At 72.5% G+C, this 13,278-nt stretch carries 17 protein-coding genes and 1 pseudogene; 8 read left to right on the top strand and 10 right to left on the bottom strand.

The window, feature by feature from the left end; translation table 11 throughout:
* The first annotated feature begins 17 nt into the window (after positions 1–17).
* Positions 18–860, top strand: a complete 843-nt coding sequence (locus QRX60_RS00595; RefSeq protein ID WP_285998831.1) for a M48 family metalloprotease — start codon at positions 18–20, stop codon at positions 858–860.
* Here the strand turns inward: QRX60_RS00595 and QRX60_RS00590 are convergent.
* From QRX60_RS00590 to QRX60_RS00580, 3 genes are read right to left on the bottom strand one after another with little or no spacing between them, the layout of a single operon-like run.
* Entirely contained in the window at positions 850–1,812 is a 963-nt protein-coding gene (locus QRX60_RS00590; RefSeq protein ID WP_285998830.1) for an NAD(P)-dependent alcohol dehydrogenase, read from the bottom strand. The genes QRX60_RS00595 and QRX60_RS00590 overlap by 11 nt on opposite strands.
* Positions 1,809–2,033 carry a helix-turn-helix transcriptional regulator gene (locus tag QRX60_RS00585; RefSeq protein ID WP_285998829.1) on the bottom strand — a complete coding sequence of 75 codons (225 nt, stop codon included), beginning with the start codon at positions 2,031–2,033 and terminating at the stop codon, positions 1,809–1,811. The genes QRX60_RS00590 and QRX60_RS00585 overlap by 4 nt, the downstream gene beginning before the upstream one ends.
* Positions 2,027–2,479: a hypothetical protein gene (locus QRX60_RS00580; RefSeq protein ID WP_285998828.1), complete on the bottom strand. Its 453-nt coding sequence runs from the start codon at positions 2,477–2,479 to the stop codon at positions 2,027–2,029. Before QRX60_RS00580 ends, QRX60_RS00585 begins: the two co-directional genes overlap by 7 nt.
* A gap of 102 nt (positions 2,480–2,581) precedes the next feature.
* On the opposite strand from QRX60_RS00580, the gene QRX60_RS00575 reads away from it, so the two are divergent.
* Together QRX60_RS00575 and QRX60_RS00570 are read left to right on the top strand one after the other, a co-directional pair.
* The gene (locus tag QRX60_RS00575) at positions 2,582–2,932 is read left to right on the top strand and encodes a YciI family protein (RefSeq protein ID WP_285998827.1); all 351 of its coding nucleotides are present in this window, start codon (positions 2,582–2,584) and stop codon (positions 2,930–2,932) included.
* Positions 2,933–2,937: 5 nt separating this feature from the next.
* Entirely contained in the window at positions 2,938–4,179 is a 1,242-nt protein-coding gene (locus QRX60_RS00570) for an RNA polymerase sigma factor (RefSeq protein WP_285998826.1), read from the top strand.
* 118 nt (positions 4,180–4,297) lie between these two features.
* Here QRX60_RS00570 and QRX60_RS00565 read toward each other — a convergent pair whose 3' ends face one another.
* Positions 4,298–4,915, bottom strand: coding sequence for an enoyl-CoA hydratase/isomerase family protein (locus QRX60_RS00565; RefSeq protein WP_285998825.1), 618 nt, complete (start codon positions 4,913–4,915; stop codon positions 4,298–4,300).
* Positions 4,912–5,505: a TetR/AcrR family transcriptional regulator gene (locus QRX60_RS00560; RefSeq protein ID WP_285998824.1), complete on the bottom strand. Its 594-nt coding sequence runs from the start codon at positions 5,503–5,505 to the stop codon at positions 4,912–4,914. The genes QRX60_RS00565 and QRX60_RS00560 overlap by 4 nt, the downstream gene beginning before the upstream one ends.
* A 54-nt stretch (positions 5,506–5,559) precedes the next feature.
* On the opposite strand from QRX60_RS00560, the gene QRX60_RS00555 reads away from it, so the two are divergent.
* Positions 5,560–5,913 (top strand): arsenate reductase family protein, encoded by a 354-nt coding sequence (locus QRX60_RS00555; RefSeq protein WP_285998823.1) that lies wholly within the window; start codon positions 5,560–5,562, stop codon positions 5,911–5,913.
* Here QRX60_RS00555 and QRX60_RS00550 read toward each other — a convergent pair.
* Positions 5,910–7,121 carry a threonine synthase gene (locus QRX60_RS00550; protein ID WP_285998822.1) on the bottom strand — a complete coding sequence of 404 codons (1,212 nt, stop codon included), beginning with the start codon at positions 7,119–7,121 and terminating at the stop codon, positions 5,910–5,912. The genes QRX60_RS00555 and QRX60_RS00550 overlap by 4 nt on opposite strands.
* Positions 7,122–7,132: 11 nt before the next feature.
* Positions 7,133–7,624 carry an EXPERA domain-containing protein gene (locus QRX60_RS00545; protein ID WP_285998821.1) on the bottom strand — a complete coding sequence of 164 codons (492 nt, stop codon included), beginning with the start codon at positions 7,622–7,624 and terminating at the stop codon, positions 7,133–7,135.
* Positions 7,625–7,654: 30 nt separating this feature from the next.
* Between QRX60_RS00545 and QRX60_RS00540 the strand changes: the two genes are divergently transcribed.
* From QRX60_RS00540 to QRX60_RS51415, 3 genes and pseudogenes are all read left to right on the top strand, one after another.
* A complete protein-coding gene (locus QRX60_RS00540) occupies positions 7,655–8,449 on the top strand; it encodes a DUF1295 domain-containing protein (protein WP_285998820.1) in 795 nt (264 codons plus the stop codon).
* Positions 8,416–8,934: pseudogene (locus QRX60_RS51420) on the top strand (nitrilase-related carbon-nitrogen hydrolase); the annotation flags it as partial. The gene QRX60_RS00540 and the pseudogene QRX60_RS51420, both read left to right, overlap by 34 nt.
* Before the next feature lie 67 nt (positions 8,935–9,001).
* On the top strand, positions 9,002–9,256 hold the full coding sequence (locus QRX60_RS51415) for a nitrilase-related carbon-nitrogen hydrolase (protein ID WP_332845818.1): 255 nt from the start codon (positions 9,002–9,004) through the stop codon (positions 9,254–9,256).
* Between the two features lie 17 nt (positions 9,257–9,273).
* Here the strand turns inward: QRX60_RS51415 and QRX60_RS00530 are convergent, their stop codons facing one another.
* The 3 genes from QRX60_RS00530 to QRX60_RS00520 form a co-directional block, all read right to left on the bottom strand.
* A complete protein-coding gene (locus QRX60_RS00530; protein WP_285998819.1) occupies positions 9,274–10,020 on the bottom strand; it encodes an SDR family NAD(P)-dependent oxidoreductase in 747 nt (248 codons plus the stop codon).
* A gap of 91 nt (positions 10,021–10,111) precedes the next feature.
* The gene (locus QRX60_RS00525) at positions 10,112–11,023 is read right to left on the bottom strand and encodes a LysR family transcriptional regulator (protein ID WP_285998818.1); all 912 of its coding nucleotides are present in this window, start codon (positions 11,021–11,023) and stop codon (positions 10,112–10,114) included.
* Entirely contained in the window at positions 11,023–12,285 is a 1,263-nt protein-coding gene (locus tag QRX60_RS00520; RefSeq protein ID WP_285998817.1) for a cytochrome P450, read from the bottom strand. Before QRX60_RS00520 ends, QRX60_RS00525 begins: the two co-directional genes overlap by 1 nt.
* Positions 12,286–12,330: 45 nt before the next feature.
* Here QRX60_RS00520 and QRX60_RS00515 point away from each other — a divergent pair, with 45 nt between their 5' ends.
* Positions 12,331–13,059: an alpha/beta fold hydrolase gene (locus QRX60_RS00515; RefSeq protein ID WP_285998816.1), complete on the top strand. Its 729-nt coding sequence runs from the start codon at positions 12,331–12,333 to the stop codon at positions 13,057–13,059.
* The last annotated feature ends 219 nt before the right edge of the window (positions 13,060–13,278 follow it).

Raw genomic sequence — 13,278 nt, 5'->3', positions numbered from 1 at the left:
GACCCGACCTCTCCGCCGTGTTCGTCTTCGTGCTCGCGATACCCGTGGTCGCCAGCGGCCTGCTCGTGCTCGCGCTCGCCGGGAAGCTCGCCTGGCCGGAGTACTTCTGGGTCATCCCGGCCGGCTGGGTGCTCTCCGGCGCGATCACCTTCGTGCCCGCGTTCGAGCACTTCCTGCTGCCGCTGCTGTTCGGCATGCGGTCGCCGACCGCGCGCGAGCTCGCCTGGCTCACCCCGAGCTGGCAGGCCGTCTGCGCCGCCGCGGGCGTCGACGGCAGCCGCTACCGGCTGTGGGTCGAGCGCTCGGACGAGCTGAACGCCTTCGCCGCGGGCGGCCGGACCGTCGCGGTGACGCGGACCGCGCTCGACCTCCCGCCGCCGAGCCTCGAGGCGATCCTGGCGCACGAGCTGGGCCACCACCTGGCCGGGCACACCCGCGGTTCGCTGTTCCTGTGGTGGCTCGAGCTCCCGGCCCGGATCCTGGCCCGCCTCGTCCGGGTGCTCGCGCTGGCCGTGCCCTACGCCGGACGGGCGTTCGCCGCCTTCGGGCGGTCGGTGGCCGTGCTCGTCACCGTGCTGCTGGCGCTGGGCATCCTCACCGCGCTCGCCTTCCTCGACCCGTGGCTGCTCCTGACGCCGGTGCTCGGCCCGATCCTGGGCTGGTCGAAACGGCTCGGCGAGTACCGAGCCGATCTCGTGGCGGCGCGGCTGGGCTACGGAGCGGAGCTGATCAGGCTGCTGCGCGAGTGGATCCGGCTGGGCGGCGGTGACGAGCGGCGCCTCTGGGCCCGGCTGCTGGCCGGCCATCCGGCGCACATCGACCGGATCAAGAAGCTGAAGGACCACGGCTTCAGGGGATGAGCACGACCTTGCCCGCCGCGCGGCCCGCGTGCAGGTGGCCGATCGCGGCGGCGGCGTCGGCGAGGGGGTACGTCCGGTCGAGTGCCGGCGTGAGCCGCCCGGCCTCGATCAGGTCCCGCAGGTCTTCGAGGTCCGCGGCGCGCACGCGGGAGACGAGCCCGCACAGCCGCTGCCGCACGAACGGGTTCAGCAGCGCCGCCCGGAAGACCCGCTGGATTCCGCCGATCCACTTGCCGCCTTCGCCGCCGACGATCACGAGCGTGCCGCGCGGGGTCAGCGCCCGGCGCAGGTCGGTCAGCGAGCGCAGGCCCGCGGTGTCCACGATCAGGTCGTACCGCCGCGCCGCGAAGTCCTCGCGCGTGTAGTCGACGACGTGCTCGGCGCCGAGGGAGCGGACCAGGTCCGTCTTGGCGGTGCTGCACACTCCGGTGACGTCCGCGCCGAAGGCCTTGGCCAGCTGGACCGCGAAGGAGCCGACGCCGCCCGCCGCCCCGATGACCAGGACGCGCTGCCCGGGCCGGACGCGGCCCACGTCGCGCAGGGCCTGCAGGGCGGTGCCGCCGGAAACCAGGACGGCCGCCGCCTGCTCGAACGAAAGGCCGCCGGGTTTCGCCGCGACGAGGTCCTGCCGTGCCACGGCGTGCTCGGCGAACGCGCCCTGGCAGACGCCGAACACCTCGTCGCCCGGCCGGACCCGCGTGACGCCGTCGCCGACCTCCTCGACCGTGCCGGCGAAGTCGAGGCCACGCACCGGCAGCTTCGGCCGGCGCAACCCGAAACCCAGGAGGCGCAGCAGGTAGGGCTGCCCGGTGGTCAGGTGCCCCACGCCCGCGTCGACACCGGCCGCGTGCACGCGCACGAGGACCTCGCCGCCACCGGGCGACGGTCTGCCGACGTCGCGGAACTCGAGGACGTCCGGGCTGCCGTAGCGGTCTTGGACGATGGCTTTCACGGTGACTTCTCCGGGTACTGGAACACTTCTTCGAGCGGGACGCCGAACACGTGCGCGATCTGGAAGGCCATTTCGAGCGACGGGGAGTAGCGGCCCTGCTCGATGGCGATGACGGTCTGGCGGGTGACGCCGATCCGGGTGGCGAGGTCGGCCTGGGTCATCCGGCCGTGCGCGAACCGGAGGGCGCGGAGCGAGTTCGTGACGCGGGTCGGTTTCACCACGGCTGGAAACCCCGGCGGTAGGCGAAGATCCGGGCGACCGACCCGAGGATCGCCGAGAGGGTGAAGGCCAGGTAGACGGCGTTGGCGATCCAGAAGTACGGCGCCTCGGCCATCGCCAGCACCAGTGCCGCGACGGCGCCGAGGACGACGAACGAGTGGCCGACGTACTCGCCGAACCGGCCGATCTCGCGGTCGCGCTGGTCCTTCCCACCGTCCTTCGAGGCGATCGCGGCGACGATGCTCAGCACGATCGTCGCGACGATCGACGCGCCGACCGTCCACAGCAGCGTCGCGACGTAGGGGACTTCGGCCAGCGGTCGCTCGCCGGCCCGGCCGAGGACCAGGACGAGGTACACCGCGTAGCTCGCGATCGCGGCGATCCCGAGGATCCAGGCGCGCTTCTCTTCGTGGGTCACGTCGCCAAGGTAAAACAAAGCAGACATCATGTCAAAGTTTCTTGACATGAGAAAATTCTCGGCGAGGGTGTCCAAGGCGGCGCCGGCCGTTCGTAGTCACCGCGTACGGCAACCGAGCAACCGGAGGATCCCGTGAAGTACCTGATGCTGATCAACGCCGGCCTGAACGACGAAGGCGACGTCACCGGCGGCTGCACGCCGGAGGGCTGGCAGCTGTTCTACAAGGAGATCAAGGAGGCGGGCGTCCACCTCCACGGGAACCCGCTCGCCGACTTCACGACGGCTGCCACCGTCCGGGTCGACGACCGCGGGGAGAGGGTGATCACCGACGGGCCGTTCGCCGAGTCCCGCGAGGTGCTCGGCGGCTACTTCGTCGTCGACGTCCCGGACCTCGACGTCGCGCTCGACTGGGCGGCCCGCTGCCCCGGTTCGCGCGACGGCGGGTCGATCGTGGTGCGCCCGCTCGCCGACTACGAGAGCTGACACCGGTGGCGGGGCGGGTGGAAGCCACGGTCCAGGCGGTGTTCCGGGAGGAGCGCGGGTTGCTGCTCGCCGCGCTCGTCCGCCGGTTCGGCGACCTCGACCTGGCCGAGGAGGTGACGTCGGAGGCGATCGAGGCCGCGCTGGTGCGCTGGCCCGTCGACGGCGTGCCGCCGAAGCCGGGGGCCTGGCTGATGACGACCGCGCGGCGCAAGGCCGTCGACCGGCTGCGCCGCGACCAGGCCTACGCGGCCCGGCTCGCGGTGCTGCAGGTCGAGGCCGACCGCGCCGCGCCCGCCCCGTCGCCGGACGGCCAGCTGCCGGACGAGCGGCTCCAGCTGTTCTTCACCTGCGCCCATCCCGCGCTGCCCGCCGAGGACCGGACGGCGCTGACCCTGCGTTGCCTCGCCGGGCTGACGACGCCGGAGGTGGCGCGCGCGTTCCTGGTGCCCAGCGCGACGATGGGCAAGCGGATCGTGCGGGCGAAGAACCGGATCCGCACGGCCCGGATCCCGTTCCGGGTGCCGGACGCCGCCGAGCTGCCCGGGCGGCTGCCGGGCGTGCTCCAGGTCGTCTACTCGATCTTCACCGAGGGGTACGCGGCGAGCTCGGGGCCGGACCTGCAGCGGCTCGACCTGGCGGAGGAGGCGATCCGGCTGGCCCGGATCCTGCGCCGGCTGCTGCCGGGGGAGCGGGAGGTCGCGGGGTTGCTGGCGCTGATGCTGCTGATCCACGCGCGCCGCGACGCCCGCACGGGTCCCGACGGCGACCTGGTGCTGCTCGACGACCAGGACCGCGGCCGCTGGGACCGCGCGATGATCTCGGAGGGGACCGCGCTGGTCGAGGTCGCGCTGACGGGCGGGCCGCCGGGGCTGTACGGCGTCCAGGCGGCGATTGCGGCCCTGCACGACGAAGCCCCGGACGTGGCGGGCACGGACTGGCCGCAGATCGTGGGGCTGTACGACGTGCTGCGCGGGCTGGCGCCGTCCCCGGTGGTGGAGCTGAACCGCGCGGTGGCGGTGGCGATGCGCGACGGCCCGGCGGCGGGCCTCCCGCTGCTCGACGCCCTGGCGGACGAACCCCGCCTGCGCGAGTACAGCCCGTTCCCGGCGGCGCGGGGAGACCTGCTCAGGCGCCTCGGGCGCCACACCGATGCGGCCGAGGCCTACCGCGAAGCCCTGGCCCTGGCGGGCACCGAGCCCGAGCGTGCCCACCTGCGCCGCCGCCTGGCCGAGGTCGCAAAGCCGTGAATGGCACATCGAGGGACTTCAAGTCCCTCGATGTGCCATTCACGGACTTCGAGGCGGGGTCGCGGCCACCCGGAACTGTCGGTGGCTCCCGATAAGCTGGATACCGGGGGCCGGAGGCCTAAGCCGGAGTCCGCAGAGCCGTGACCGCCGGGGCGAACATCGTCGCCTTGATCGCGCCCAGCGTGCCGCGGTCCTTGCCCGCCAGGGCGCGGACCCGCTCCGAAGCCACCTTCACGACCTCGTCCTCGGCCGCGATCTCGTCCACCAGCCCGAAAGACAACGCGTCCGCGCCGCCGAACCGGCGTCCCGTCGTCATCGACGCGATCGCCGAAGCCGGCGTCAGCTTGCCCTGGATCAACGCCGCCATCCCCGGCGTGAACGGGATGTTGATGTCGGCCTCCGGGAAGCAGAAGTACCCGCGATCGCCGCGCATCACGCGGAAGTCGTGCGCCATCGCCAGCATCGCGCCCGCGCCGAACGCGTGGCCGTTGACCGCCGCGACCGTCGGGACCGGCAGCGTCAGCACGCGCGCGAACAGCTCCTGCACGTCGGCGACGTACTCGGCAGCCTTGTCCCCGTTGGCCATCAGCCATTCGAGGTCGAGGCCGTTCGAGTAGAACTTGCCGCCGCCGGTGGTCACCAGCACGTCGTCCACTTCGTCCAAAGTGGAATGGACGCGCTGCAGCCACTCCGGCGAGAAGCGGTTTTCGTCGTCGCCCAGGTGCAAAACGGTCACGGTCGGTCCTTCTCTCGAGGGGGCACGGTCAGCACGGCCCGCACGGCGGCGGCGAGCCTCTCCCGCACCAGGGGATCGGTGATGTCCCGCCGGAAGAACGCGGTCGGCAGGTCGACGACGCAGGTGGTGATCACCTCGACGGCCAGGCCGTCGCCGCGGTCCCACAGCCCGCGCGCGAGCCGCACGAGCAGCGCGACCAGGCGCTTGTCCAGCGCGTGCAGGGCGTCCGCCAGCTCGTCGGGCAGCTCGGGCCCGAACAGCCGATCGCCCCGCACCTTCAGCAGCATCCGCGCCCCGTCGGGACGCAGGGAGGCGAACACCGCGGGCGTGTCGGCCGCCGCGACGACGGCGTCCACCGGGGAGGAAGCGGCGTCCACCCGTGAGGTCTGCAGGTCGAGGAACGCGGTCGCCGCGCGCAGCCAGACCTGCGCCAGCAGCGCGCTGAGCGAGCCGAAAGCGTGGTAGATCGTCCCGTTCGGCACGCCCGCGGCCGCGGCCAGGCCACGCACGGTGACCTCGCCGGACGACGCGACCAGCCGCTCGGCGACGTCGAGCAGCGCGTCGAGGTCGTGGACGCGGGGGCGGGGCATGCCGCGACCGTAACAGAACACGTGCTCCAAAACCAGGACGGTAAGCTGCCGCCCGTGGAGATCTGGGTCAACCCGGCGTGCTCGAAGTGCCGGTCCGCCGTGTCGCTGCTGGACGAAGCCGGCGCGCAGTACACCGTGCGCCGCTACCTCGACGACCCGCCGACCGCCAAGGAACTGAAGGCCGTCCTGAAGCGGCTCGGCCTGGAGCCGTGGGACATCACGCGCACCGCGGAACCGATCGCGAAGGAACTGGGCCTCAAGACGTGGGGCCGCACCGCCGCGGACCGGCCGAAGTGGATCGAGGCCCTGGCCGAGCATCCGAAGCTGATCCAGCGCCCGATCATCACGGCCGACGACGGCACGACGGTCGTCGCCCGCGACCCCGAAACGGTCCGCTCGGTCCTCTAGGGAATGCGACCGTCCCGAGCGAGCAGCGGGACGTCCAGGGGCACCGTCTCCGGGTATTTGATTCCGGCGCCGGTGTTGAGGACGACGACGTCTTCGTCGCCGCCGAGCCACCCCGACTCGCGCAGGTGCCGCAACGCGGCGAAGCACGCCCCGCCCTCCGGGCAGATGAACGTGCCCTCGAAAGTGGTCAGTTCCCGTTGCGAGGCGAGCAGTTCCTCGTCGGTGACGGCCACCGCGGTGCCGCCGGTCGCGTACACCGCGTCGAGCACCAGGAAGTCGCCCAGCGCCTTGGGCACGGTGATGCCGAAAGCGACCGTCCGGGCGTCGGGGAACACCACGCTCTCCCGGGCCCCCTGCGAGAAGGCCTGGACGATCGGCGCGCACCCGGTCGCCTGCACCGCCACCAGCCGCGGTAGCGGCCCGGAAACCCAACCCAGCTCGAGCATTTCCCGCAGCGCCTTGTAGATCCCGATGATCCCGACCCCGCCGCCGGTCGGGTAGAGGATCACGTCGGGCAGCCGCCAGCCGAACTGCTCGGCGATCTCGTACCCCATCGTCTTCTTGCCCTCGATGCGGTACGGCTCCTTCAACGTCGAAACGTCCTGCACTCCCGGACGACGCGAAACCGCCTCGGCGACGAGCTTCCCGGCGTCGCCGATGAGACCGTCCACCCGGTACAGCTCGGCACCCGCGGCGACGCACTCGCGCATGGTGATCGCCGGGGCGTCGTCCGGCATGGCGATCAGGCTCGACAGGCCCGCGCGGGCCGCGTACAGCGCCCACGCCGCGCCGGCGTTGCCGTTCGTGGGCATCGCGATCCCGCCCACGCCCAGCTCGGCCGCCCGCGAGACGCCGACCGCGGCGCCCCGCGCCTTGAACGTGCCGGTCGGGACCAGCCCTTCGTCCTTCATCCACAGCCGCGAAAGCCCCAGCTCACGACCGTAGCGCGGCAGGCGCAGCAACGGCGTCATGCCCTCGCCCAGGCTCACGATCCGCTCGGGCGAGCGCACCGGCAGCACCTCGTGGTAACGCCACAGCGTCGGCTCGCGCCCGGCGATCTCCTTCGGCGTCACGGCTTCGCGGACGCCGTCGAGGTCGTACCGCGCGAGCAGCGGCGCGCCCGCCGGCGAGAGGCCCTGGACCGCGTCGGCGTCGAGGCTCTCGCCGGTCCGGGCGCATTCGAGGTGGCTGAGGAACGAGTACGGCACGGCGCCTCCGGTCAGAAACGGCGGGTGAACGGGAGTGGCTTGCGCATCCGGACCAGCAGCAGGAGCGGCACCAGGACGTAGGGCAGGTTGAACGCGAGGAACTTCGCCGGGTTGCCGGTGCGGGTGGCCGGGTCGCCGAAGAACTCGACGCCGAACACGACGACCCCGGTCAGCGTGACGATCATCGTCGCGTAGATCACCGACGGCAGCTGGATCCAGTTGCGGCCGGTCAGCAGCGCGAACACGAGCACGACGTAGAACGGCATGTAGACGAACGCCGAGAGCCCGGTGACGATCCGCATCCAGTCCGGTGGGTGCATGAACAGCGGGTCGGCGTCGTGGGCGTACCAGTAGTTCGAGTTCACGAAGAAGTTGCCCGACGGCTTCGAGAAGTCGACCCCGACGGTCGGCAGCAGGTCGCTGATCAGCGACGTCACCGTGAAGGCCGAGAACAGCACCGCGAAGAACACGTCGATCTTGCGGTCCCGCAGCGGCAGGTTCATGAGAGCGATCCTAGGTCTTATGGTGAGGGGATGGACGCGCTGCGGGTCTGCCTGTACGTCTTCGCCGGGGTGACGCTCGGCACTTGGGTGATGTCGGTGCTGACCAGGGAATACTCCTGGGTCGACCGGATCTGGTCGATCGTCCCGGTGGCCTACCTGGCGATCTTCGCCGGCGCGGCCGGGTTCGCCGACGCGCGCCTGGACGTGATGTTCGCGCTGGTCACCCTGTGGGGGATCCGGCTGACGTTCAACTTCGCCCGGAAGGGTGGTTACGCCCGCGGCGGCGAGGACTACCGGTGGGCGGTGCTGCGCGAGCGGATGGCGCCGTGGCAGTTCCAGGTGTTCAACTTCTTCTTCATCTCGCTCTACCAGAACGCGATCCTGCTGCTGATCACGCTGCCCGCGTACACAGCGCTGGAGCACCAGGGCTCGTTCGGTGTCGCCGACGTCGTCGTCGCGGTGGTCTTCGCCGCGTTCCTCGTCGGGGAGACGGTCGCCGACCAGCAGCAGTGGGTGTTCCACCGGGAGAAGCACGCGGGCCGCGCGTCGACGCGGTTCCTCCAGGAGGGGCTGTTCCGCTACTCGCGGCACCCGAACTTCTTCTTCGAGCAGGCGCAGTGGTGGGCGGTCGCGGCGTTCGGCGTCGTCGCCGGCGGTCTGCAGTGGACGGTGGTGGGCGCGGTCCTGCTGACGCTGCTGTTCGTCGGGTCGACGAAGTTCACCGAGAGCATCACCAAGTCCCGCTACCCGGAGTACGCGGACTACCAGCGCCGGGTGTCCGCGGTGGTGCCGTGGCGGCCGCGGCGCGAGCCTGCCCGCTCGTGACGGTCGTCGCGGCGCTGCAGCTCGGGACCGGTGTCTCCGTCGACCGGATCCTGGAGTTCGAGGACGAGCTCCGCGGTGCCTCGCTGGTGGTGCTGCCCGAAGCCGTGCTCGGCGGGTACCCGGGCCGGCAGCCGTTCCCCGAGTACTTCCGCGCGTCGGTGGCCGTGCCTGGGCCGGAGACGACCGCGCTGGCCGGCCTCGCGGCGCGCACGGGCGCGAGCCTGGTCGTCGGCGTGATCGAGCGGGACGGCTCGACGCTGTACAGCACGGCGGTGTTCTTCGACCCCGATCTCGGGCTGGTGGCGAAGCACCGGAAGCTGGTCCCGACCGCGCGCGAACGCCTCTTCTGGGGCCGCGGCGACGGCTCGACGCTCCCGGCGATCCCCACGGCGGTGGGCCTGGCCGGGGCGGCGATCTGCTGGGAGAACCACATGCCGCTGCTGCGCGCGGCGATGTACGCGAAGGGCGTGGAGATCTGGTGCGCCCCGACGGCGGACGACCGCGAGGTCTGGCAGGCGTCGATGCGCCACATCGCCGACGAGGGCCGGTTTCGTGATTTCGGCGTGCCCGTACGAGAGCGAGGGCGACGACCCGTTCCGCGGCGGGAGCGTGATCGTCGGCCCGCTGGGCGACGTCCTGGCGGGACCGCTGCGCGACGGCGAAGGCCTGATCACGGCATCGATCGACCGCGAGGAGATCGTGGCGGCGCGGAAGAGCCTCGACGTGTCGGGGCACTACGCGCGGCCGGACGTCTTCGCGCTGACCGTGGACGAGCGTCCCCAGGACGGCGTCACCTTCCTGCGGTGACGCCGTCCCGGCGGGACTCACACCGCCAAGCGCCCGCCGTCCACCGGGAGGATCGCGCCCTGGACGAAGCTCGACTCCTCGGTCACCAGGAACGCGATCGCCGCGGCGATCTCCTCGGGTGCGGCCACCCGGCCGGCCGGGCCCGCCGAGGCCAGCTCGTCGAGGCCGTCACCGAACGCCGCCGTGCCTTCGGTGCGGGTCGGGCCGGGGCTGACCGCGTTGACGCGCACGCCGGACGGGCCGTACTCCGCCGCCCACGCCTTGGTCATCAGCTCGACCGCCGCCTTCGACGAGCCGTAGAGCGCCATGCCCGCCATGCCCCGCGCCGCGACCATCGTCGACACGTTGACGATCGCACCGCGGCCGCGCGAAACCATCTCCGGGGCCAGCGAAGCGACGAGGAAGAACGGCACCTTCACGTTCGTCTCGTACACGCGGTCGAAGTCGGCCTCGGCCGTGTCCGAAGTGGACCCGGTGGGGAAGATCCCGGCGTTGTTCACCAGCACGTCGACGTGCCCGCCCACCTCCCGCGCCCGCGCCGCCAGCTCACGCGCCGACGAAGCGTCCTTCAGGTCGGCTGCGACGAAGTCGGCCTTCCCGCCCGCCGCCCGGATTCGCGAGACGACCTCCGCCCCGCGGGCCGCGTCCCGGCCGGACAGCACCACGTGGGCCCCGAGCCCGGCCAGCGCGACCGCCGTCGCCCGCCCGATTCCGCTGGTTCCGCCGGTCACCAGCGCCGTGGTCCCGGACAGTCCTTCAGTCATCACTCAACTCCTCGTGGCCGGGGTGTTTCCCCGGTCACCGGGTTCAAGCGAAAGCACCGGACCGGACTTCCGGTCCGGCGTTCGGCGCTCCTTATGCCCGCGATTCGCCGCGCCGATGGTCTTCCAGCGCGGCGACGAACTTCGCGAGGTCCCGGCGGTGCGACGTCGCCGGCCACACGGCCCAGGTCCGCCGCACGATCGGATTCCCCGCCAGCGGAAGCCACCGGACCGTGTCCGGCATCGGGTACGGCCACTCGGGCGGGGCGAAGGCGTAAGCCGCACCCGAGCTGACCGCCGGGATCTTGAGCTCGACGATCAGCCGCTGGTCCTCCGGCACCTCCGGGCCGACGTCGAGGCCGTGGCTGCGCAGCGTCGCCGCCAGCTCGTCGTACCAGGCCGGGCTGCCCGCGCGGGCGAAGGCGAACCAGTCGAGCCCGGCCAGGCTCTCCAGGCGCACCCCGGCCGGCCCTTCGAGCTTCTCCGCGAGGTCCGCCGCGAGCAGGACCCCCACGTTCTCCGAGACGACGAGCAGCGCGTCGAGGTCCGGCCCGGCCGGGCGTTCGCGGACCAGGCCGACGTCCAGCTCGTCCGCCCGCAGCGCCGCCACCTGCGCCACCGACGACAGGTGGCGGGCCTGCACCCGCGTGTCCGGGCAGTCCCCGGCCAGCCGCGCGAGGGCCGACGGCAGCAGCTCCGGCGGCAGCTCCAAGGGGATGCCGACGCGCAGCACGCCGCCGCCGGCCGTCGTGTGCCGGGCCATGGCCGCGACGGCCTGGTCGTGGCGGGCCAGCACCGCGCGGGCCTCGCCGAGCAACGTCGCCCCGGCGTCGGTCACCTGGACGCCCGTGCTGGTGCGGACCAGCAGCTGGACGCCGAGGCGGCGTTCCAGCGCGGTGATCGTCTGGGACAGCGCCGGCTGGCTCACGTGCAGCTGCCGCGCCGCCCTGGACAGCACGCCCGCCTCCGCGACCGCGACGAACGCCCGCATCTCGCGGATCTCCATCAGCGCGCCCACCGGATCGGCAACGACTTCAGGCCGTTCTGGAAGTTCGACCGCAGCCGCACCGGCTCACCGGCGAGTGACACTTCGCCGAGCAGGTCCAGCACCGCGCCGAACATCGCCCGCAGCTGGACGCGGGCGAGGTGCGCGCCCAGGCAGAAGTGCGGGCCGTGGCCGAAGGTCAGGTGGTCGTTCGGGGTGCGGCCGACGTCGAACGCGTCCGGGTCCTCGAACACGGCCTCGTCGCGGTTGGCCGCGGAGAACCAGACCACCACCTTGTCCCCGGCCCGGATGTCCACATCGGACAGTGAAACGTCGGCGGTGGCGGTGCGCCGGAAGTGCATGACCGGCGCCCACCACCGCAGCATCTCTTCGACCGCGGACGGCAGCAGCGCCCGGTCGGCCAGCAGCCGCCGGTACTGCGCGGGGTGCGAGAGCAGCGCCAGCATCCCGCCGGGCAGGCCGTTGCGGAGGGTTTCGTTGCCCGCCACGGAAAACAGCCAGAAGAGGTTTTCGAACTCGGCGAGCGAGACGCGCCCGCCGTCGTCGCCGACGTGCTGCATCAGGTTGCTCATGACGTCGTCGCCCGGGTGCTCGCGCTTGTACTCGCCGAGCGCGTTGGCGTACGCGTAGAGGTCCGGCATGCCGGCGCGCGTGCGCGGGTCCGGCATCGACCCGTCCGGACCCGGGGACGGGCGGACGGCGAGGGCGGCCCGCGCGAGGTCGCTCACCGACGAGGCGTCGACCGTCGAGCTGACCGCGTACTCGGCGTCCTGGTAGCCGATCACGCGGTTGCTCCAGTCGTACATCAGCCGCCGGTCCTGCTCCGGCACACCGAACACCGCCGCCAGCGTCAGCAGCGGCAGGTCGGCGGCCAGGGCCGCGAAGTCGCAGGCGCCCTGGCCGGCGACGCTCGCCACCAGGTCCCGCGCCGACGTCTCGATCCGCTCGGTCAGCTTCGCGATCGCGCGGGGCGTGAACGCCCGCGTCAGCAGCCCGCGCAGCCGGCCGTGCTCCGGCGGGTCCATGTTGAGCATCATCCGGCGCACGTACGCGAGGTCGGCCGCCGAAGCCGGGTCGCGGATCTGCGTCCCGCCGAGCTGCGAGGAGAACAGGGCGGGATCGCGCAGGACGCGCCGCACGTCGGCGTGCCGCAGCACGGCCCAGAAGTCGTCGACGCGCACCACCGGCGACGCCCGCCGCAGCCGCGCCAGCTCGTCGTACGGGACACCTCGCACGTAGGTGTCCGGATCGGTGATCCCCACAGGCCGACCCTAGCTCCGCACGCCGTCCTGGGGCAGGCTGCTCCGATGGACACGCTGAACATGCGCACCGGCGGCGAGGGCGAACCGGCCGTCCTGTTCCTGCACGGTCTCGGCGCGACCGGCGCGGTGTGGGCCCACCTGACCGAACTGGTGCCCCGGCGCGTGCTGGTGCCCGACCTGCCCGGCCACGGGCCGTCCGCGCCGCTCCCGCACTACAGCTTCGAGACGCTGACGACGGCCGTCGCGCGGGCGCTGCCCGGGAGCGGCCCGTTCCTCGTCGCCGGGCACTCGCTCGGCGGGGTGCTCGGGCTGGAACTCGCGTCCGGCAAGTACGACGTCGAGGTCGCGGGCGTGCTCGCCCTCGGGGTGAAGGTCGAGTGGACCCAGGACGACCTGGGGCGCGCGGCGACGTTCGCGGCGCGGCCGCCCCGGGTGTTCGAGACGCAGGCCGACGCCGACCAGGCGTACCTGAAGGTGTCCGGGCTGCTCGGCATCGCGCCCGCGGACCCGGCCGGGCTTCGCGAGACCGAGGGAGGTTGGCGCCTCGCGATGGACCCGGCCGCGTTCGGCGTCGGCGCACCGGACATGCCGGCGCTGCTCGCCGCGGCGCGGTGCCCGGTCGTGCTGGCGGCAGGTGAGAACGACCCGATGAGCCGACCGGAGCAGCTGTGCGCGCTGGACCCGGACGCGGTCACCCTCACCGGCCTCGGGCACAACGCCCACGTCGAGGAACCAGCCGCCGTGCGCGCCCTCCTCGGGCGCTTCGGCGTCTGAAGGCTCGGGTGCAGCCGTCGTACCCCATGCGACGGCTGCTCCGAACCCCTCGCCACCACCGGACCCGGAAAGCCTAGGAAACCGTGGTGGACGAGCGCCTGTACCCGCCGCCCGCTCCGTCGTCACGGTCGGTACCTGCGGAAACGGTTATCTTCGCCGTTCGGTGGTACAGGTGGAGCGGCACGATCGGAATGCTGGAGGGGTACGTTCGCTGCGGGG

Source organism: Amycolatopsis mongoliensis (assembly GCF_030285665.1).
Lineage (GTDB): Bacteria > Actinomycetota > Actinomycetes > Mycobacteriales > Pseudonocardiaceae > Amycolatopsis > Amycolatopsis mongoliensis.
Note: the sequence above shows the minus strand (reverse complement) of the source record. Positions and strands in the feature narration are given on the sequence as shown.